The 19,948-nt window shown below is 73.7% G+C and carries 16 protein-coding genes; 7 read left to right on the top strand and 9 right to left on the bottom strand.

Annotation, left to right across the window (positions count from 1 at the left end; all coding sequences use genetic code 11):
* Positions 1-86: 86 nt before the first annotated feature.
* A complete protein-coding gene (locus IG02_RS0114905; protein ID WP_030746805.1) occupies positions 87-1,136 on the bottom strand; it encodes a rod shape-determining protein in 1,050 nt (349 codons plus the stop codon).
* A gap of 407 nt (positions 1,137-1,543) precedes the next feature.
* Positions 1,544-2,104 (bottom strand): hypothetical protein, encoded by a 561-nt coding sequence (locus IG02_RS0114900; protein WP_030746802.1) that lies wholly within the window; start codon positions 2,102-2,104, stop codon positions 1,544-1,546.
* Between the two features lie 131 nt (positions 2,105-2,235).
* On the opposite strand from IG02_RS0114900, the gene IG02_RS40615 reads away from it, so the two are divergent.
* Entirely contained in the window at positions 2,236-3,039 is an 804-nt protein-coding gene (locus IG02_RS40615; protein WP_030746799.1) for an SCO2400 family protein, read from the top strand.
* A 16-nt stretch (positions 3,040-3,055) separates the two neighbouring features.
* Here IG02_RS40615 and IG02_RS0114890 read toward each other — a convergent pair whose 3' ends face one another.
* Complete coding sequence (locus IG02_RS0114890) at positions 3,056-3,502, bottom strand: MarR family winged helix-turn-helix transcriptional regulator (RefSeq protein ID WP_030746795.1); 447 nt, start codon at positions 3,500-3,502, stop codon at positions 3,056-3,058.
* Between the two features lie 97 nt (positions 3,503-3,599).
* Here IG02_RS0114890 and IG02_RS0114885 point away from each other — a divergent pair, with 97 nt between their 5' ends.
* Both IG02_RS0114885 and IG02_RS0114880 read left to right on the top strand, forming a co-directional pair.
* Positions 3,600-4,619, top strand: a complete 1,020-nt coding sequence (locus IG02_RS0114885) for an NADP-dependent oxidoreductase (protein ID WP_030746793.1) — start codon at positions 3,600-3,602, stop codon at positions 4,617-4,619.
* A 294-nt stretch (positions 4,620-4,913) separates the two neighbouring features.
* On the top strand, positions 4,914-5,906 hold the full coding sequence (locus IG02_RS0114880; protein ID WP_030746790.1) for an arabinan endo-1,5-alpha-L-arabinosidase: 993 nt from the start codon (positions 4,914-4,916) through the stop codon (positions 5,904-5,906).
* A 151-nt stretch (positions 5,907-6,057) separates the two neighbouring features.
* Here the strand turns inward: IG02_RS0114880 and IG02_RS0114875 are convergent, their stop codons facing one another.
* Positions 6,058-8,664: a M14 family zinc carboxypeptidase gene (locus IG02_RS0114875; RefSeq protein WP_030746787.1), complete on the bottom strand. Its 2,607-nt coding sequence runs from the start codon at positions 8,662-8,664 to the stop codon at positions 6,058-6,060.
* Between the two features lie 159 nt (positions 8,665-8,823).
* Between IG02_RS0114875 and IG02_RS0114870 the strand changes: the two genes are divergently transcribed.
* A complete protein-coding gene (locus tag IG02_RS0114870; protein ID WP_078854475.1) occupies positions 8,824-9,747 on the top strand; it encodes an EI24 domain-containing protein in 924 nt (307 codons plus the stop codon).
* Positions 9,748-9,989: 242 nt separating this feature from the next.
* Here the strand turns inward: IG02_RS0114870 and IG02_RS0114865 are convergent, their stop codons facing one another.
* Positions 9,990-11,339: a pyroglutamyl peptidase gene (locus tag IG02_RS0114865; RefSeq protein ID WP_420707749.1), complete on the bottom strand. Its 1,350-nt coding sequence runs from the start codon at positions 11,337-11,339 to the stop codon at positions 9,990-9,992.
* 173 nt (positions 11,340-11,512) lie between these two features.
* Between IG02_RS0114865 and IG02_RS0114860 the strand changes: the two genes are divergently transcribed.
* On the top strand, positions 11,513-14,104 hold the full coding sequence (locus IG02_RS0114860; RefSeq protein WP_234314739.1) for a beta-glucosidase family protein: 2,592 nt from the start codon (positions 11,513-11,515) through the stop codon (positions 14,102-14,104).
* A 60-nt stretch (positions 14,105-14,164) separates the two neighbouring features.
* On the opposite strand, the gene IG02_RS0114855 is transcribed toward IG02_RS0114860, so the two are convergent.
* On the bottom strand, positions 14,165-15,184 hold the full coding sequence (locus IG02_RS0114855; protein ID WP_030746768.1) for an aldose epimerase family protein: 1,020 nt from the start codon (positions 15,182-15,184) through the stop codon (positions 14,165-14,167).
* A gap of 113 nt (positions 15,185-15,297) precedes the next feature.
* Positions 15,298-16,227 (bottom strand): SGNH/GDSL hydrolase family protein, encoded by a 930-nt coding sequence (locus tag IG02_RS0114850; RefSeq protein WP_051765049.1) that lies wholly within the window; start codon positions 16,225-16,227, stop codon positions 15,298-15,300.
* 327 nt (positions 16,228-16,554) lie between these two features.
* Between IG02_RS0114850 and IG02_RS0114845 the strand changes: the two genes are divergently transcribed.
* Positions 16,555-17,049 carry a DUF3145 domain-containing protein gene (locus IG02_RS0114845; protein WP_030746762.1) on the top strand — a complete coding sequence of 165 codons (495 nt, stop codon included), beginning with the start codon at positions 16,555-16,557 and terminating at the stop codon, positions 17,047-17,049.
* 67 nt (positions 17,050-17,116) lie between these two features.
* On the top strand, positions 17,117-18,001 hold the full coding sequence (locus IG02_RS0114840; protein ID WP_030746760.1) for an NAD(P)-dependent oxidoreductase: 885 nt from the start codon (positions 17,117-17,119) through the stop codon (positions 17,999-18,001).
* Between the two features lie 300 nt (positions 18,002-18,301).
* On the opposite strand, the gene fabF is transcribed toward IG02_RS0114840, so the two are convergent.
* Positions 18,302-19,564, bottom strand: coding sequence for a beta-ketoacyl-ACP synthase II (fabF, locus tag IG02_RS0114835; protein ID WP_030746757.1), 1,263 nt, complete (start codon positions 19,562-19,564; stop codon positions 18,302-18,304).
* Between the two features lie 77 nt (positions 19,565-19,641).
* The gene (locus tag IG02_RS0114830; protein ID WP_030746754.1) at positions 19,642-19,890 is read right to left on the bottom strand and encodes an acyl carrier protein; all 249 of its coding nucleotides are present in this window, start codon (positions 19,888-19,890) and stop codon (positions 19,642-19,644) included.
* Positions 19,891-19,948: the final 58 nt, after the last annotated feature.

Below are 19,948 nucleotides of genomic sequence, written 5' to 3'. Positions count from 1 at the left end.
GGATCCCCATTCCGGTCCGGACCCGGATTCCGTCGCCTCCGGCTCGTTGGGCTCGGCGGGCTCCGGGCGGTCCTCCCCGCGCCCTTTCACGCCCCTTGGGCGTCGGCCAGCGGGTCCAGCACCATCGGCCGGATCCTGCCGTCCAGCATCGCCCCCATGCCGAGGACCGTGCACACGTCAGGGCGTTCGGCGATGACCACGGGCATGCCCGTCGCCTCGTGCAGCATCTGGTCGAGGCCGGGCAGCAGCGCGCTGCCGCCGACCAGCATGATCCCGCTGTCGGCGAGGTCGGCCACCAGATCCGGCGGGCAGTCCCGCAGCACCTTCCCGATCCCGTCGATGACGGAGGTCAGCGGCGTGTAGATGGCGTCCCGCACGGCGGCGGTGTCCACGATCACCGTCCGGGCGACACCGGTGGCCACGTCCCGGCCGTGGATCTCGGTCCTGGACGGTCCGTCCGCGGTGAGACCGGTGCCCCTGAGCGCCAGTTGGAGCGGGCGCACGGACTGGCTGGGCAGCATCAGCTCGTGGTGGTGGCGCAGGTGCTGGATCACCGCGTGGTCGATGGCGTTGCCGCCGACCGGTACCCGCTGGGCGGTGACGATCGAACCCAGCGAGAGCACCGCCACCTGGGTGGTCGCCGCGCCACACACGATGATCATGGAAGCGGTGGGCTGTTCCACCGGCAGACCGCAGCCGACGGCCGCGGCGATCAGCGTGTCGACCAGCTCGACCCGGCGCGCGCCGAGGCCCAGCAGCGTCTCGATCGCGGCGCGCTGCGCGAGCGGGTCGCTGTCGTGCGGGGTGGAGACGGCGGCGCGCAGCCGGGGTTTGCGCCGCAGTTGGCGGCGGAGCTTGTCCCCGAGGAGGTGCCGCAGCATCCGCTGGGCCATCTCGATGTCCACCACGGTCCCGCCGGTGACGGGACGGACGACGCGGATGTAGTCGGGGGTACGGCCCGTCATCCGCTCGGCGAGGGCACCCACGGCGATCAGCGCCCCGGTACGGGTGTTCACGGCCGCGGCGCTCGGCTCGTCCACGGCGAGCCCGGTTCCCTTCACAAAGACCCGGGTCCTGGCGGCTCCCAGATCGACGGCGATGTGGCATCGGCGCAACTGCTCAAGACTGACGGTCACGGCAGGGTCTCCCGAGAACGCTTGGGTGTTCACCGGCGGGCGCCGGCCCTGTTCGCATCGTGCGTCGAGGGGGTGGGCGGCGCGCGCTGGACTACGCCGATCGGGCGTACCGAGTTGACGGCTCGTCAGAAAGCATGACCGGGTCGCGTCGGATCGTACGACCGACGCGCGCGACGGACCCGAATGGCCGACCGGAACGGGAGGGCCGTATGGCGGCGCCGCCGCGCCCCTCCCTCACCACGCGGGGCGGGCGAGCGCCGAGCGCCGTGGCCGGAGCGGTCCGTGCGCCGTGGCCGTGCCGCCGGGCGCGGTGGTCCGTACGGAGGGGGCCCGGCTCACCCGTACGGCCGCGCCCGTACCCGTACGGCGGTACCGAGCCCTCGTACCGCCAGGTTCCCCCGGCCGGCCTACCGCGACCAGCGTTGCAACAGGCCCCAGGTGAACTCCGCGACGCCCGCACCGCCGTCCGGCAGCGTGAAGGCCAGCCCCGTCCTGGTCGGCGCGGTCCCCTCCAGCGGGCGCGCCGGGGGGAAGGCCCGCGCGACCTCCTCCACCGTGCAGGACCAGGGGCGCAGATCCGCCTCCGTACGCAGCTCGGGACCCGCCGCCCCCGGGGCGCGGACCAGCCACTCGTTCCATACGGCTCCGCCCGGCGCGGCCATGACCTCGAAGCGCAGACCGGGCCAGAGCGGCACCGGCCACCACGACGCCTCGCACTCCAGGTCGCCGATCGTCCGCCGGGCGGTGCCCTCCGGCGGGCCGAGCACGGACCGGTAGCGGGACAGCGCGCCCCGGGCGCGCGGGGACCGGACCATCGCCTGCCAGCGGCGGTTCGCCTCGCGCATGTCGGCGACGGACGCGCCGAGTTCACGGCGGGCGGCGTCGGCCAGACCGGGCTGGAAGTCGGCCATCCTGCGCAGGAGGACGAGCTGGAATTCGTGCGGTCCGAACGGGGTGGAGGACGTCATGCCGCCATCCTCCCCGGTGCGCCCCGGCCCCGGTGGGAGCGGCCGACACGCCGGGGTCCGGGTGGTCCACACAAGATCCTCACAGCCCGGTCCGCCCGGGGTGGTCCGTCACCGCATAATGTGCCGATCTCATGGACTACTGCCACCCGTGCCGCCGCTACCTCAACGGCGCGGTGCTCTGCCCCGGCTGCGGCGTCCCCGTGCGGGGGCCGGAGCCCTCGGACCCCGAACCGGCCGCCGGGACGCACGCCGAGCGCGCGCCGGAGCGCGGCACGGACGGCGACGACGGGCCGGGGGCGGGCGCGTACGACGTCACGCCGGACCGGGAGCGCACGGCGGCCCGGCGGGCCTCCCGCCGTCCGACGCCCCGCAGGGGCGGACCGCGCCGGGCGCGCAGCAAGCGCGGCCGCCGGGCGATGACGGCGACCGTCGGCGTGGTGCTCGCGGTCGGCGCGCTGAGCCTCGCCGAACTGGCCGTGGAGTCCCCGGGCGACGATCGCGCCACCTCCGTGGAGGAGGACACCTCCGTCGACCTCGACGGCGGCCCCGAACCACGGGAGACGGGCCGGCCCGCCGACCCGGACGATCCCCGGCCCGGCCCCGGGCCGTCGTCCGGGGCGGCGGCGAGCGGTTCCGCGCGTCCGGACGACGGCGGTTCCGGTGCGCCGTCCGGTGCGCCGTCCGGCCGGGCCCCGGGCCCCGGGGCCGCCGAGGAGCCCCCTGCCTCGCCGGGCGGGGGCGCCGGGACCGCGTCCCGGCCCGCGCCGCCCGGTGCGGGCGACTCCGGGCCGGACCCCGCCGCTCCCTCGGAACCCCCGGGTGGCGCCACGCCGGACGGCACCCCGGCCCCGCCGGCGTCGTCCGCCACGCCCGGCCCCGAGCCCACGCCGGAACCGTCCGAGACCTGCGCGTGGTTCCAGTGGTGGTGCGACTGACCGCCCGTCCCGGCCGCTACTCCGCCGCTGTCGCGTCCTCGTCGCCCACCATGCGCCTGAGCAGGTCGCGCAGCGTACGGCGCTCCTCCTCGGACAGCTCGGCCAGCGGCTCCCGGGCGAAGTTCAGCCCGTCCCGCAGTCGCGCCGCCGTCCGAAGGCCCCGGTCCGTCGCGGCGGCGAGCTTGACCCGGCGGTCGGCCGGATCGGGGCGGCGCTCGACCAGTCCGCGCGTCTCCAGCCGGTCCACGATGCCGGTGACGTTCGACGGCTCGCACTTGAGCTTCTGCGCGATCCGGCGCATGGGCATAGGTTCCAGGGAAAGCAGTCCCAGCAGGCGTGCCTGCGCGCCGGTGAGGGCGTGCTCGGCGGCGGCCTGCTCGTACTCCGCGTAGTAGCGCGCCACGACCGTGCCGATGAGTCCGACGACTTCGAGGGTCAGCGGGTCTGTACGCGTAGGTGCCATGGACACCAGGGTATCCCATTACTTGACAATCTGAAATATTCAGGAGCATGGTTGTTTCAGGTAATGAAATTTAATGACTTCGAGGAGGTCCCGCACCATGACCGCAGTCCCCGCATCCGGCCGCGCCTGGCATCTCGTCGCCCGCCCCCAGGGCTGGCCCGAGCCGGGAGACGTCGCCCTGCGCGAGGTCCCGGTGTCCGAGCCGGGGGAGGGGCGGATCCTGGTCCGCAATCTCCACTTCTCGGTGGATCCGTACATGCGGGGCCGGATGAACGACGTGAAGTCGTACGTGCCGCCCTTCCGGCTGGACGAGCCGATGGACGGCGGCGCGGTCGGCGAGGTCATCGCCTCGCGTGCCGAGGGCTTCTCGGTGGGCGACCACGTCCTGCACCGTCTCGGCTGGCGGGAGTACGCCGAACTGCCGGCCGACGGCGCCACGAAGGTGGACCCCTCGCTCGCGCCGCTCTCGGCGTACCTCGGGGTGCTCGGGATGACGGGTCTGACCGCCTACGCCGGCCTGTTCGAAACGGCGTCCTTCAAGGAGGGTGACGCGGTCTTCGTCTCCGGCGCGGCCGGTGCCGTGGGCAGCCAGGTCGGCCAGATGGCCCGGATCAAGGGCGCCTCGCGGGTGATCGGTTCGGCCGGCTCCGACGAGAAGGTCGAGCTGCTCCTGGCGGAGTACGGCTTCGACGCCGCGTTCAACTACAAGAAGGGGCCGGTCAAGGAGCAGCTCAAGCAGGCGGCGCCCGACGGGATCGACGTCTACTTCGACAACGTCGGCGGGGAGCACCTGGAAGCGGCGATCTCTTCCTTCAACCCCCATGGCCGCGCCACGCTCTGCGGCATGATCGCGCAGTACAACGCGACCGAGCCGCCTGCCGCGCCGCGCAACCTCGCCCTGGTCATCGGCAAGCGCCTGCGCCTCCAGGGCATGCTGGTCGGGGACCACTTCGCTCTTCAGCCGCAGTTCGTGCGGGACGTCTCGGGCTGGCTCGCCTCGGGGGAGCTGAAGTACGACGAGACCTCGGTGCGGGGCATCGAGAACGGCTTCGACGCCTTCCTGGGCGTTCTCCGGGGCGAGAACACCGGGAAGATGATCGTCACCCTCGAAGGCTGACCGGCGGGCCGGCTGACCGGCGGGCCGGCGGGCCGAGCGGACGCGGAAACGTCACGCGCGCATCAGGGGCCGCACCCGGGCGACACCGTGGGTGCGGCCTTTCGCGCGCGTACGCCGACGCGGCGCGGGCCATTGACGCGGAAGCGCTTCGACTCTACGTTCCGGCTTCTACGTTCCCGTTCGGAGTCACGAGCGGGGTTCGAAATCCCGAACGCTGCTGTCGGGTCAAGCAGGTCGAACGCGTCGACGCGTCGAACCTTCCGTCCTTCCGTGCCGCCGTCAAGGAGACTCCGCGTGAGCCCCACCTCCCGCACCTCCCACGCCTCCCGCAGAACGACCCTTCTCGCCCTCCCCGCCGCCGTCCTCCTCGCGCTCCTCCCGGGCACCGCCTCCGCCTACCCCAACCCGGGCCGCGTCACCGGCGACATCGTCGTCCACGACCCGACCATGATCCGCGCCTCGTCCGGCCAGTACCTGCTCTACTCCACCGGCGACGGGCTCCAGGCCCGTACCTCCACCGACCGGATCGCCTTCGGCCGCAACCGCTCGGCCTTCACCACCCTGCCGGGCTGGTGGTCCGCCTACTCGCCGGCCAAGGACCCGTGGGCGCCCGACATCTCGTTCCACGGCGGCAAGTACCTGATGTACTACGCCGTCTCCTCCTTCGGCTCCAACACCTCCGCCATCGGACTGGCGACCTCGACCACCGGGCAGGCCGGCAGCTGGACCGACCAGGGCGTCGTCCACACGTCCGGCCCCGGCAGCGACTACAACGCCATCGACCCCAACCTCTTCGTGGACGACGACGGCACGTGGTGGCTGTCCTTCGGCTCCTGGTGGACCGGCATCAAGATGATCCGGATCGACCCGGCCACCGGCAAGGGCCACCCGGGCGACACCGCCCGCCGGAGCCTCGCCTCCCGCCCCACCGGGACCAAGGCCGTCGAGGCGCCCGTCGTCATCAAGCGGAACGGCTACTACTACCTCTTCGCCTCGTACGACACCTGCTGCGCCGGTACCGGTTCCACGTACAAGATCAAGGTCGGCAGGGCCACCAGCGTCACCGGGCCCTACACCGACAAGAACGGTGTGAACATGATGAACAACGGCGGCTCGCTCGTCCTGGAGAGCCACGGCCGCTACATCGGTCCCGGCGGGCAGTCGGTCATGCCGGACAGCGACGGCGACCTGCTCGTCTACCACTACTACGACGGCCAGGACAACGGCACGCCCAAGCTCGGTGTCAACCTGCTGAGCTGGTCCGGGGGCTGGCCGACCGCGTACTGACCGACGCCCCGCGTTCCGGCCGGTGTGGCGCCCGCCGACCGGCACACCGCCCACTGGCCGGCGCGAGATGCGGCCACAACGCCGGAAGGGCCGTTCCGCCGCGGCTCCCGGCGGGGGAGCGCGGCGGAACGGCCCCGCGGACGACGGGCGATCAGCCCGCCGCCCCCAGCAGCAACGCGCGGCCGAGCTGCGCGAACAGCCCCTTCGGGTGGTCACGGAACAACGGCTCCGTACCGAACAGCACCACCGGCGAGCCCTTCGCGGAGGTACCGCTGACGACCGATGCCTCGCCCGCCGCGTCCGACGGGCCGCCGCCGCCCTCCTCCTTCGCGCGCCAGTGGCCCGAGACCAGCGGATTCCCGGCGCCGTACGACTGGTCGACGCGCACACCCGCGCCGAGGTCCGTGAACCACCGCGGCGAGTAGACGAACGAGTGCGCCGGGGCGCCGCCCGTGACCGGGCCGCCCGCGTTCGTCACCCGCACCACACCGTTGGCGTCGGCGTTGCCCGCCACCGGCCGCGCGTCGAGCAGTCCCGCGGCGGTGTTGAAGGCCGCCCCGGCCGAACCGAGCGCCACCACGCCCCCGCCGTCGGCGAGGAAGCCGTCCAGCGCCGTGCGGGCCGCCGGGGTGAGACCGCCGTACTGGAGGCCGGAGGACACGTACAGCACATCGGCCGCCGACCAGTCGAAGCCCGCGTTCAGCGTCGCGGTCGACACCGGCAGCACCTCGAAGCCCAGTTCCGCCAGCGCGGTCCGCTCGCCGGGCGTCACGGCGGCGGCGACCCGGGTACGGTGCAGTGCCGCCGCCCCCTTCTCCTCCGTGGCGGTGAAGACCACGCCGTACCGCTCGGCGAGGACGGCCGCCCGCTGCCGCGCCGAGGCCGGCACGATCGCGGATCCGTCCGCCGCGCGCCGTACCGAAACCCCCTGCGCGAGCAGGGCGTTGAGGGCCGTCAGCTCCTTGGGGTCGTCCAGGCGCAGCAGCAGCGGACCCTGGCCCGCCGGCACCGATCCGGTGGGCGCGGCGGCCACCACCGGACGGCTCGGCACGCGCAGGGCGCCGCCCTCCTCCCGGCCCTCGTCGACCGTGTCGACGCTCGCGCCCCACAGCAGCCCGAGGCTCCACCCCGAGATGTCGTACATCGTGGAGACGTCCGCGCTGATGTCCCGGCCCTCGTCCAGGATCACGTTGGCGAGCCCGCGCTTGGGCTGGTGCATGTCGACGACGTACGAACCCGCCGGGTAGGCGCGTCCCGCCAGCTCGAATCCCGCGCTCGCGCGACGCACCCGGACATCATTGGCCACCAGGTGGTCCACCAGCCGGGCGGCGGCGGTCGCGGACCGTTGCGCCTCGCCGGCCGGGATCACGTACGCGCGGGGGAAGTCCGTGGTGTACACGTCCTCGGGACCGATGCCGGGCACCCCGGGCACGGTCTCCTCCGACACCGGCCGCTGCGCCTCGCCCGCCGCGCCCCGCCGGAAGGTCTCGATCTGGTCGGCGATCAGCGACGTACGGTTCGCCAGCGCGTGGCCGAGGGTGGCCCGCATCGCCGCGCCCGCGATGTCCGCGTTGATCGCGGACCGGCGCCGCAACTCCGCCACCGGCAGTGTGGCGTAGTCGTTGTTGTTGACCCGCAGCGGGATCTCGACGGTGTGCGCGGCGACCGCGCCCTGGAAGGCCGCGTACTGCGGGGTGAAGATCGGCGGCCAGTCGTCCCAGCCCTCCCGCTGGTCGCGGAAGGGGATGACGGGCGGCTCGACACCGTCCTCGGCGGCGGTGTAGCCGAGGTCGTTGACCGCCTTCTCCATGCCGAGGGCGTTGGCGTAGGAGTTCTTGAGGAAGAGGTCGTACTCGTAGTTCTCGCCGTGCGGCGGGGTCGTCGGCTCGATCAGCGTGCCGTTGACGTAGCCGTGCAGGTCGAGCATCACGACGGGCTGCTTGTCGACCGTGATCTGCCGGATCGCGCGCGACTCGGGCTGCGAGCCGGTGATGAAGTCCCGGTTGAGGTCGAAGCCCTGGGAGTTGGCGCGGGTGCCGGCGACGCGGCCGTCCGGGTTGGCGGTGATGTTGAGGTAGACCCGGTTCGTGGCGAGCAGGTCACGGGTCCGGGCGTCGTTCGCCGTCGCCAGCTCCTCGACGAGTTCCAGCGCGGCGTCGGTGCCCTCCCACTCGTTTCCGTGGATGTTGTTGTTGATGAAGACCGGCGTCTTGTACGACGACGCGATGCGCCCGTCCTTGGCGGCGGCCGCGGGGGAGTTCTCGATCAGGTCGCGCATCCGCCGCTGCTCGCGGGCCTGCCCCGGGCTCTCCGGGGCGGTGACGGTGACGAGGTACAGGTCATGGCCGCCCGCCGAGCGGCCGGTCACCTCCACACTGACCCGGTCGCCCAGCTTCTGAAGGGCGTTGAGGCGGGGTGCGAGGGAGTGGTACGGGGTGAGGCCCAGCTTGATCGCCTTGTCGGCGGGGTTCTCGGGCGGGGCGGTGACCACCGTACGGCGGGGATAGCCGCGCTCCTCGTCCGGTGCGACGCCGGCGGCGTCCTGGGCGACGGTTCCCGTGGCCGGGGCGGCCACCGGACCGCCGGACGCGGTGGCCGCCGAGCCGGGGGCACCGTTCTCGCGGACCGGGTGCGGGCGGGCGGCGGCCTGTCCCGGCTGCCCCGGCTGTCCCGGCTGCGCCGTCGCCGGCAGTGGCGACAGCAGCAGGGCACCCGCCGTGACGGCGGTGGTGAGCAGAGCGGGTCTGGATATACCCATGCGTCCCTTCCTCGGGGTGAGGGATGACGAAAAGGCCAAAATCGATCCGCACTGACCGAAGTTGACTGAATCGCGATCTTGTTTGATCGGTATGCAGGGTTTACAGGTTCATCGGTGTGACGGCAAGACCCTGTCCACCGCGCCGGTAGGGTGAACCGCATGCGTGATTTCGGGGCGGGCTTCGGCTACGTGTTGAAGGGTCAGCGGTGGGTCGTGGGTCACGGCCGGTGGTTCGGCTTCGGGCTGTTGCCCGGCCTGATCACGCTGGTGCTGTACGCGGGGGCCCTCATCGGCCTCTTCTACGGCGCCGACGACCTGACGGCCTGGGCCACTCCCTTCGCGGACGGCTGGTCCTCTCCCTGGCTCGGTCTCTTCCGCGGCTTTCTGACGGCGCTGGTGTTCGCGCTGGGCCTGTTCCTGGCGGTGGTCACGTTCACCGCCGTGACCCTGCTGGTCGGACAGCCCTTCTACGAGTCGCTGTCGGAGGAGGTCGACCGCACCGAGGGCGGCGAGGTCCCCGAGTCGGGCCGGTCGTTCTGGCACGAGATGTGGATCTCCGCGCGGGACAGCCTGCGGATCCTGGTCCGGGTGTCGCTGTACGGCATCCTGCTCTTCGCGCTCGGCTTCCTGCCGGTCGTCGGGCAGACCGTCGTCCCCGTGCTGGGCTTCTGCGTCTCCGGCTTCTTCCTCGCGGAGGAACTGACGGCGGTGGCGCTCCAGCGTCGCGACGTCGACCTCAAGGAGCGGCTGACCCTGCTGCGGGGCCGCCGGATGCTCGCGCTCGGCTTCGGCGTCCCGCTGACGCTGGCCTTCCTGGTCCCGCTGGTGGCGGTCTTCCTGATGCCGGGCGCGGTGGCAGGAGCGACGCTGATGGCCCGCGAGCTGGCCGGGCCGCCGTCGGGGGAGGACGAGGTACGGGGCGCGCCCGGCGCGGTGCCGGCGGCGGGCCGGGAACCGGGGGCGACCCTCGCCCTCGGTACGGGCCCGGGCCCGCACCCCGTGTCCCCGCCGGCCGCCGGCGCCGGGCAGGCGGCGCATCCGGTGCCGCCCCGGCCCCAGGCACCAGGCACGAAGTCCTGGTGACCCGGGCCCCGGGGCTGCCGAACGACGGCCCCGGGCCCGGCCACCGAAGTCCTGGGCTCGGCGGGCCCACGCGCCGAGCCTCGATGGCCGGTGGGCCGGTGCCCTGACGGCCGTGCGCCGGGCCCCGACGGGCCGGGCCGGGACCCGGTGATCCTGGTCCGATCGCAACGGCCGCCGCCCACGGGTCCGGGCCCTGGTCGCCCACGTGCGGCGACAGACGGCCCCGTACGGCCCGGCACGTCTCAGTCCGACGCCTCCGCCGCCACGGTGATGATCTCCCGTAGCTGCGCGATGATGTCCAGCCGGTTCCGTACGAACTCGGGATCGGTCACGGTCCCGGTCGCAGGGTCGGTGTTCCCCGCCCCGAACTGGAGCACCGGCGTGTGCACATGGCCGCCCGGGATGTCCCGGCCCAGCCGGTCGCGCAGCAGCGTCGCCCGGTAGGCGATCTCGTTGGACAGGTAGTCCCCGCCGCCCCCGGCCCGTGCCTGGGAACCGGCCGTCGGCCCGTCAGGGCGTACGACCGGTGCCGTCCCGCCCGCGGGCACCTCCGTCACCGAGGTGTTGTCGTACACCGGGAAGCGGCCGGTGTCCGCCGCCACGATCTCCCGGTACGGCAGGCTGGTCGTCGTCCACTGCGGCTGGGAGGCGGGGTCGGTGACGGGGACGAGCCCCGTCTCCGAGACGTTCTCGTTGTCCCCGAACCCGCCGCGCCAGGCGCCGTTGAAGCGCTCGACGTCGATCCGGCCGACCCGGCCCTGGCTGACCGTGGTGAACAGATCGGCGCGGGAGAGCGGCCCGCGCAGGGCACGTTCGACCGTGCCGTCCGCGAAGTCTCCCCAGCGGACCGGGAACACGGCCGCCTCGATCCGGGCCGGGCCGTCGGCGGTCCGGATCACCGTGCCGTCCAGGGCCAGGGCCGTCGCCCCCGACGGATTGCTGATCCGGATGTCGCGGTCCAGCGTGAACGGGTCGAAGCCGGTCACCACGATCCGCTTGACGTCCCGCCCGGCGTGCCCGGGGAAGACCATCGAGTCCTGGCCGCGCGACGTGCGCTCCAGTGTGCCGAGCAGCCGTGACCGCGCGGCGTCGGACAGGGCGAACCGCGGCTGCCACTCACGCAGTTCCCGGCTCATCGCCAGCCGCGCCCAGTACAGCGGCCGGTCGTCGTCCCGGCTGAGGTCGCCGTGCGCGGGCCCCCGGCCCTGGGCGCGGTCGACGGCACGCTGCCACAGCCGCGCGCCGTGCCGGGCCACGACCCGTTCGGCCTGGGCGGCGGAGCGCGTGGCGCCCAACGCCCGTACGAGGGCCGGCGCATGGCCGTCGAAGCCGCCGCGCCGCAGGATCTCCTGGGGGACGGCCCGGTCGAGGCGCTGTTCCTCGACCGTGACGGCCGTGACCGCCGAGACGGTCGTGGCCCCCGTGGCCGTCGGCGCCGCCGACGTCGTGGTCGACGGGGGCGCGGTCTCCGGCCGCCCGGCGGCGTAGGACGGCGGCGCGGCCAGAGCGGCGGAGGTGAGCAGGACGAGTCCGAGGAGTTCTGTACGGACGCGCGGGCGGCGACCGGGGCGTATGCGCCGGGCAGGGCTCAGGGATCTCACGGGATTCCTTCCGTCGGGTGGCGGAAGTATCCCCTCCGGACCGGCCCGTCGGCCATGGTGTCCAAGGGACGCACGTGACGGAGGATCAGTGGGAATGCCGGAGCGGCCGGTGGCTACTACCGCCGGTAGTATGACCACTCCGCTGGGCGACGAGGAGGTACCACGTGGCACCCGATTCCGCTTCCGCACCCTCACCCGCGACTCCGTCCCGCACAGATCAGGCCGCCGGGAACGACGACTCCGCAGGGGTCGGCGAACCCGCGCGGGCCGGCCGGGCCGCCGGGGCCGACCGGGCCCGTGCCGCCGCGGCCGAGACCGCACTCGGCGCACTCGATCTCGACACCAAGGCCCGCCTCCTGGCCGGACAGGACATGTGGTCCCTGCCCGCGCTCCCCGAGATCGGACTGGCTTCCCTCGTCATGTCCGACGGTCCCGTCGGGGTCCGCGGCGTGCGCTGGACCGCCGACGACCCGTCGGTCGCGCTGCCCTCGCCCACCGCGCTCGCCGCGACCTGGGACCCGGTGCTCGCCCGCCGCGCCGGGCGGCTGCTCGCGCAGGAGGCGCGCCGCAAGGGGGTGCACGTCCTGCTCGCGCCGACCGTGAACCTGCACCGGTCCCCGCTCGGCGGGCGGCACTTCGAGGCGTACAGCGAGGACCCGTACCTCACGGGCGAGATCGGCACCGGCTACGTCCTCGGCGTCCAGGACGGCGGGGTCGGCGTCACCGTCAAGCACTTCGTCGCCAACGACGCCGAGACCGACCGCTTCACCGTCGACAACGTCGTCGCCCCGCGCCCGCTGCGCGAGCTGTATCTGGCCCCCTTCGAGGCCATCGTCGAAAACGCCCGGCCCTGGGGCGTGATGGCCGCGTACAACCAGGTCAACGGCTCGACCATGACCGAGCACCGGCACCTCCTGAACGAGGTCCTGCGCGGCGAGTGGGGCTTCGACGGCTTCGTCGTCTCCGACTGGCTGGCCGCCCGCTCCACGGTCGCCGCCCTGCTCGGCGGCCTCGACGTGGCCATGCCGGGACCCGACACCGTCTACGGCCCGGCCCTCGCCGCCGCCGTACGCGCGGGCGAGGTGCCCGAGTCAGCCGTCGACGACGCGGTCCGCCGGGTGCTGCTGCTCGCCGCCCGCACGGGCGCGCTCGCCGGCGCCCCACCCGCCGTGGAGGCGCTCCCCGAACCCCTCGACGGTGGAACGGTGGCCCGCGAGATCGCCCGCCGCTCCTTCGTCCTCGTACGCAACGAGCCCCGCGCCGGCCGCCGCGCCCTCCCGGTCGACCCGGAGCGGACGGGCACGGTCGCGCTCATCGGCGCGGCGGCCCGTGACGCCCGGATCCTCGGCGGCGGCTCGGCCACGGTCTTCCCCGGCCGCGTAGTCTCCCCGCTCGACGGCCTCACCGCGGCACTGCCCGAGGGCGCGCTGACCTTCGCCGTCGGCGCCGACCCCAACGACGAACTCGCCGACGCCCGCCAGGGGTTCGAGTTGACCGCCGTCTGCCGCGCGGCCGACGGGCGGGTCCTCGGGACCTCGCCGGTGCCCGACGGACGAGTGCAGTGGGCCGGCGGCGACCTGCCCGACGGCGTCACCCACGAGGAGCTGCACAGCGTCGAGCTGACCGGCCGCTTCACCCCCAGGGAGAGCGGCGAGCACACCTTCGGCACCCGCGGGCTGGGCGACTTCGTCCTCACCGTCGGCGGCGAGGTCCGCTTCGAGGGCACCGAGGAACTGGTCCCGGCGGCCGACCCGTTCGAGACGTTCTTCGGAGCCCCCGTGGAGCGCGCCCGCGTCCCGCTCGGCGCGGGCGAGAGCGTGGAGATCTCCCTGCTGGCCACCGTCCACAAGATCGCGGACGCCCCCATCGAGGCCGTCGCCCTCTCGCTGCTGCACCTCGGCCCCCGCCGCGACCCCGACGAGCTGATCGCCGAGGCCGTCGAGGCCGCCCGTGCGGCGGATACGGCCGTCGTCGTGGTCGCCACCACCGAGCGCGTGGAGTCCGAGGGCTTCGACCGCGCGGACCTGTGGCTGCCGGGCCACCAGGACGATCTCGTACGGGCCGTGGCCGACGTCAACCCGAACACCGTGGTGGTCGTCAACACCGGTTCCCCGGTGGAGCTGCCCTGGCGCGAGGACGTGGCGGCGGTGCTGCTCAGCTGGTTCCCGGGCCAGGAGGGCGGCGCCGCGCTCGCCGACGTCCTGCTCGGCGCGGCCGAGCCCGGCGGCCGGCTGCCCACCACCTGGCCGGCCGCGCTGGCGGACGCGCCCGTGTCCCGTACCGCCCCCACCGACGGTGAACTCGTCTACGAAGAGGGTGTGTTCATCGGATACCGGGCCTGGGAACGCGACGGCACCGCCCCCGCCTACGCCTTCGGGCACGGCCTCGGCTACACCGACTGGGAGTACGAGACGATGACGGCCACCGGCACCGAGGCGCGGGTCCGGCTGCGCAACGCCGGGGCCCGGGCGGGCCGCGAGGTCGTCCAGATCTACCTGGCTCCGGTGGAGGACACCGTGGAGCGCCCGGCCCGCCGGCTGGCGGGCTTCGCCACCGCGCAGGCCGGTCCCGGCGAGACCGTGGAGCTGCGGATCCCGCTGCACCGCCGGGCCTTCGAGATCTGGGACGAGGAGGCGGGGGCCTTCACGCTCGTGCCCGGGCGCTACGAGGTGGAGGCCGCGCACTCCGTCGCCGACCGCCGGCTCAGCCGCACGGTCGAGATCACGGCGACCCCGGACCCGGCGTCGCAGCCGTAGCCGTAGCCGCGCCCGCGGCCACGCCCCGGCCCAGGGGCACCGCCCGGGCGCGGCAAACGGCTACCGCACGCCGAAGCCGTACGTCGTGCTCGAGGTGTACACCTCGCCCGGCCGCAGCACCGTGTCCGGGAACCCGGGCCGGTTCGGCGAGTCCGGGAACGCCTGCGTCTCCAGCGCCAGGCCGGCGCCCGGCCCGTACGGCTGCCCGTCGAGGTAGTCGCCGGTGTAGAGCTGGAGGCCGGGCTCGGTCGTGGTGAGGGTCATGAACCGGCCCGACACCGGGTCGTACACCTCCGCCACCTGCCGCGCCGCCGGTCCGCCGCCCTCTCCCGCGGCCGGCCCGTGGCCGTCCAGGACGAAGTTGTGGTCGTAGCCGGGTCCGACGACCCGTGGCGTACGGAAGTCGAAGCGCGTGCCGGCGACCGGCGGCAGCTCACCGGTGGGCAGGAGGGCGTCGTCCACCTCGGTGAACCGCTCGGCCGCGACGCGCAGTTCGTGCCCGGTGGCCGGACGGCCGCCGCGGGCGCCGCCGAGGTTCCAGTACGTGTGGTTGGTGAGGCTGACCGGGGTCGCCGCGTCCGTCTCCGCCCGGTAGTCGATCCGCAGCCCGCCCGCCGCGTCCAGCGCGTACGTCACGGAGACCGCCAGCCGGCCGGGGAAGCCCTCCTCGCCGTCCGGGCTGATCCGCGACAGCCGGACGCCGTGGTCGCCGTCCCGCTCCGCGTGCCACACCCGCTGGTCGAAGCCGCGCTCCCCGCCGTGCAGACAGTTCGGCCCCTCGTTCGCCGAGACCCGGTGGGTCCGGCCGTCCAGCGCGAAGGCGGCACCCGAGAGGCGGTTCGCGTACCGGCCCACCAAGGCCCCGAAGTACGGCCCGCGGGCCGCCAGATAGCCCGCGAGGTCGGGGAAGCCGAGCACCACGTCGGCGACGGCCCCGGTCCGGTCCGGGACCTCGACGGACTGCACGACACCGCCGTACGTCAGCAACCGCACCCGGGTCCCGGCCCGTTCGAGGGTCCAGCGGTCGACCGGGGTGCCCTCGGGGTCCGTTCCGGCGGATTCGGTGCTGATGACAGTCATGATCATGACGATACGCGCACCGCGCCGACCTGGGTACGGGGCCCCGGCCGACGCCCCGGGACGCCGGCCGCACGCCCTCGACACCCTCTCCGCAAGGCCCGCCGGCCGGCCGGTCAGCCGGGTGGCCGGTCCGCCGTCACATTGCGGTAGGCGATCTCCGCCAGCCGGCTCTGCCCGTTCTTGCTGGGATGGAACCAGTCCCAGTGGCTCAGCTGCTCGCCGGTGAAGCGGTAGTCGAAGACCGCGTCGCCGTCGTACCGGCAGCGCCTGTCCTTCGCGCACACCTCCCGCAGCACGCCGTTGTACGCCACGACCCGGTCGTAGACCATGTCGCGCCGCTTCCGCGCCCGCTCGCTCATGTCCTGCGCGTCGCCCAGCATCGTGGCGCAGATCCCCAGCTTCCAGATCTGCCGGCCCAGCGGATTGCCGCGCCCGGTCGACCAGAGCCGCTTGAGATCCGGCACGCTCGACACGTACACCTGCGCCTTGGGCGCCCCCGCGCGCAGCGTGCGCATGGCGGTCTCGAAGGACGCCCGGAAGTCCTCGACCGGTGTCATCCGGCGTGCCGTGTCCTGGCAGGCGTCGTTCGCGCCGACCATGACCGTCACCAGCTCCGGCCGGTTCCGTGCCGCCCGTGCCATCTGGGCGGGCAGGTCCGCCATCTTCGCGCCGGTCGCGGCGTGGTTCCAGGTGCGCGTCTTCGTGGCGGGCGCGCCGAGCAGCCGGTAGGCGAGGCTGCGCACCTCGCTGTCCGTCCCCGTCGCCCAGGACACCTGCGGGCAGTCCGCCAGCACCACGCACGCGTCGAAGCCACGGGTGATCGAGTCGCCGACGGCGGCCACCGAGGACGGGCTGGGGTCCCACACGGGCGTGGGGCTGGGGGAGGGGGTGGCACGTCTCCCGGCGGTGCCCGTCCCGTCGTCACATCCGGCGAGCACCCCGGTCACCGCGAGGACCACCGCCGTCAGGGCGGCGGCGCCGGCCCGCGACCGGCGTCCCCGGTTCCGGCCCCGCACGGTTTCCACCGGCACGGTCTCCCGCATCACGGTCCCCCGCGTCAGGGTCTCCCGCATCACGGCCTCCCCATGGGCGTCGTCCGGCCTCCGAGGCGGACGGAAGTGCGCAAGGACGTCCGGCGGCGCTCCGGCGAGTGAAAGCTTCGCGCATATCGGCCTCGGGACCGACGGTACGTCACCCCGTTGTCGCTGCCGCACGATAGCTTTTCCACGTCGAATCAGAGGCGCCCTTCTCCTTTGACTCCGGTAAATTACATCACGTCACATGCTGTCCCTTTTGCGGAGTTTTACTCCCGATGCTGTTTACTGAGGCCGCTGGGAAAAGGCGAACCTCGTCCCACACTGGAGGTCCCGGTGACGACACGTGGAGTTCTGTACGTGCACTCCGCCCCGCGCGCGATGTGCCCGCACGTCGAGTGGGCGGTCGCGGGCGTGCTCGGCCAGCGGGTGCAGCTCGACTGGATCCGGCAGCCGGCGGCGCCCGGCACCTGGAGAGCCGAGGTCTCCTGGCAGGGCCGGGCGGGCATCGCCGCCAAGCTCGCCTCCGCGCTGCGCGGCTGGCAGATGCTCCGCTTCGAGGTGACCGCCGAGCCCTGCGCCACCGCCGAGGGCGAGCGCTACAGCGCCACCCCCGACCTCGGCATCTTCCACGCCGTGACCGGTATGCACGGCGACATCCTGGTCCCGGAGGACCGGCTGCGCGCCGCGCTGGCGCGCTCCCAGCAGGGGGAGACCGAACTGGCGGCGGAGATCGCCAAGCTGCTGGGCAAGCCGTGGGACGACGAGCTGGAGCCGTTCCGGTACGCGGGCGAGGGCGCACCCGTCCGCTGGCTGCACCAGGTGGTCTGACGTCCCGGGCACCGGGGAGGCCGCTCCCGCCCGGGCGGGCGGGGCCGGGGCGTTCTACGGTGGTGCCATGGCTGACCGACCCGCAGTAGCCGTCCTGGGCACCGGCATCATGGGTGCCGCGATGGCCCGCAACCTCTGTCGCACCGGACACGACGTACGCGTGTGGAACCGCACCCGAGCCAAGGCGGAGGCGCTCGCCGCCGACGGCGCCACGGTCGCCGACACGCCCGCGGAGGCCGTCGCCGGCGCCGAGACCGTCCTGACCATGCTGTACGACGGGCCCGCCGCGCTGGACGCGGTCGAGGCGGCCGGGCCCGGGCTGCGCCCCGGCACCGTCTGGCTCCAGTCGACGACCGCCGGCATCGAGGCCGTGGCGCCGCTGGCCGCCCTGGCCCGGGAGCACGGCCTGCTGTTCGTGGACGCCCCCGTCCTCGGCACCAGGGCACCTGCCGAGAACGGGCAGCTGCTCGTCCTCGCCGCGGGCCCGGAAGCGGCGCGCGGACCGCTGGCCTCCGTCCTGGACGCCGTGGCGGAGCGCACGGTCTGGCTGTCCGACGACGGCTCCACCGGCGCCGCCAGCCGCCTCAAGCTCGTCTGCAACAGCTGGGTGCTCGCCCTCACCGGCGGCACCGCCGAGGCGCTGGCCCTCGCCAGGGGACTGGGCGTGGACCCCCGCCACTTCCTGGAGGCGGTCGCGGGCGGCGGGCTGGACTGCGGCTACCTGCGGGCCAAGGCGAACGCGATCCTCGACGACGACTACACGCCCAGCTTCTCGGTCACGACTGCGGGCAAGGACGCCCGGCTGATCGTGGCGGCCGGGGAAGCCGAGGGCGTACGGCTGGACCTGGCGGCGGCGGGCGCGGAACGGTTCCGCCGCGCGGAGGAACAGGGGCACGGGGACGAGGACATGGCCGCGACGTACTTCGCCAGCTTCACCGACGGCCGCGACTGACCGGCCCCGGCCGCCCGTCGCCCGGTTTCCCGCCGGCCGGTCGGTCGGCACCGGCCGGGACCGGGCGGCGCCGGCCAGGGCCGACGGACCCGCGCGGGACTCCGCCGGCGGCGAACCGTGAACGCCGGACGTCGCACCGGACACGCACCGGACACGCGCGGCCGGGCCGGACGCTCGCCGGGACGGCAGGGCACACGTCCCGCACCGGAGAAACGTAACGCCCGGCCGGGGAGCACCCGGCCGGGCGTTTACGTTCAGTCCGCGGGACCGCGGTCAGCGGTCCCGCGTCCGTGGGGAAGGTCAGACCGTCCGCAGCGCCAGCACCACGTTGTGGCCACCGAAGCCGAACGAGTTGTTGATCGCCGCGATCGTGCCGCTCGGCAGCGCCCGCGCCTCTCCCCGCACCACGTCCGCGTCGACCTCGTCGTCCAGGTCGTCCACGTTGATGGTCGGCGGAGCCGTGCGGTGGTACAGCGCGAGCACGGTCGCCACCGTCTCGATGCCGCCCGCGCCACCCAGCAGATGCCCCGTCATCGACTTCGTGGCGGAGATCGCGACATGGTCCAGGTCCTCGCCCAGTACCTGGCGCAGCGCCTTGATCTCGGCGATGTCGCCCTGCGGGGTCGACGTGGCGTGCGCGTTCAGGTGCGCGACCTCGGCGGGCTTGAGGTCCGAGGCGTCCAGCAGGTGCTGCAGGGCCCTGGCGATGCCCCGGCCCGACGGCTCCGGCTGTGCGATGTGGTGGGCGTCCGAGGACAGGCCCTGCCCCAGCATCTCGCAGTAGACGCGCGCGCTGCGCGCCGCCGCGTGCTCGGCCGACTCCAGGACGAGGACGCCGGCGCCCTCGCCGAGGACGAAACCGTCCCGGGCCTTGTCGTAGGGGCGCGAGGCCCGCGTGGGCTCGTCGTTGTTCTTCGACATCGCCATCATGTTGGCGAACGCGGCGATGGGCAGCGGGTGGATGGCCGCTTCCGTACCGCCGGTGATGACGACGTCGGCGCGCCCGGTGCGGATCATCTCCGCCGCGTAGCCGACGGCCTCGGCGCCGGAGGCGCAGGCGGAGACCGGGGTGTGCGCGCCCGCGCGGGCGCCCACCTCCAGGCTCACGTTGGCGGAGGGGCTGTTGGGCATCAGCATCGGCACGGTGTGCGGGGAGACACGGCGCTCGCCGCGCTCCTTGAGCACGTCGTACTGGTCGAGCAGGGTGGTCACGCCGCCGATGCCGGAGGCGATCACGGCCCCCAACCGGTCGGCGTCCACGGAGGCGTCCTCGTCCGCCTTGCCGGTGAACCCGGCGTCCGCCCAGGCCTCCCGGGCCGCGATCAGCGCGAACTGCGCCGAGCGGTCCAGCCTGCGGGCGAGCGGTCGGGGCAGGACATCGCCCGGGTCGACCGCCGCCGTGGCGGCGATACGGACCGGCAGACCGGCGAAGCGTTCGCCCTCGAGGGCGCGCGCCCCGGAGCGTCCCGCGAGGAGGCCTTCCCAGGTCGATGCGCTGTCGCCACCCAGTGGTGTGGTTGCGCCGATACCGGTGACGACCACGGTGCGATTGGTCGAGCTCACTGGAATTCTTTCTCCACGTCTAGGGGTGCTGAATGTGTACGGCGCCACCACCGAGTGGCGTCAGCCGCTCGATCCGGTCAGTCCTGGTGCTTCAGGATGTAGTCGGCGGCGTCGCCGACCGTCTTCAGGTTCTTGACGTCGTCGTCGGGGATCTTGACGTCGAAGCGCTCTTCGGCGGCGACGACGACCTCGACCATGGACAGCGAGTCGACATCCAGGTCGTCGGTGAAGGACTTGTCCAGCTGGACGTCCTCCTCGGGGATACCGGCGATCTCGTTCACGATCTCGGCGAGACCCTTGACGATCTCTTCCTGGGTGGCGGCCATTGGGGCGCTCCTTCGATGTTGAGCTGAGGGATGAATCGGAACACGTTCCCGGAGAGAT

It is taken from the genome of Streptomyces sp. NRRL F-5135 (assembly GCF_000719775.1).
Lineage (GTDB): Bacteria > Actinomycetota > Actinomycetes > Streptomycetales > Streptomycetaceae > Streptomyces > Streptomyces hebeiensis.
The sequence above is the reverse complement of the archived record's forward strand: the minus strand, read 5'-3'. Positions and strand labels throughout refer to the sequence as shown.

Bases quoted from the DNA above. Each gene is read 5' to 3' on its own strand.
- IG02_RS0114890 (WP_030746795.1), bottom strand. From the start codon at position 3,502: ATGGCACCTACGCGTACAGACCCGCTGACCCTCGAAGTCGTCGGACTC.
- IG02_RS0114830 (WP_030746754.1), bottom strand. From the start codon at position 19,890: ATGGCCGCCACCCAGGAAGAGATCGTCAAGGGTCTCGCCGAGATCGTG.
- IG02_RS0114870 (WP_078854475.1), top strand. From the start codon at position 8,824: ATGCGTGATTTCGGGGCGGGCTTCGGCTACGTGTTGAAGGGTCAGCGG.
- IG02_RS0114885 (WP_030746793.1), top strand. From the start codon at position 3,600: ATGACCGCAGTCCCCGCATCCGGCCGCGCCTGGCATCTCGTCGCCCGC.
- IG02_RS40615 (WP_030746799.1), top strand. From the start codon at position 2,236: ATGGACTACTGCCACCCGTGCCGCCGCTACCTCAACGGCGCGGTGCTC.
- IG02_RS0114850 (WP_051765049.1), bottom strand. From the start codon at position 16,227: ATGCGGGAGACCGTGCCGGTGGAAACCGTGCGGGGCCGGAACCGGGGA.
- IG02_RS0114875 (WP_030746787.1), bottom strand. From the start codon at position 8,664: ATGGGTATATCCAGACCCGCTCTGCTCACCACCGCCGTCACGGCGGGT.
- IG02_RS0114840 (WP_030746760.1), top strand. From the start codon at position 17,117: ATGGCTGACCGACCCGCAGTAGCCGTCCTGGGCACCGGCATCATGGGT.
- IG02_RS0114855 (WP_030746768.1), bottom strand. From the start codon at position 15,184: ATGACTGTCATCAGCACCGAATCCGCCGGAACGGACCCCGAGGGCACC.
- IG02_RS0114900 (WP_030746802.1), bottom strand. From the start codon at position 2,104: ATGACGTCCTCCACCCCGTTCGGACCGCACGAATTCCAGCTCGTCCTC.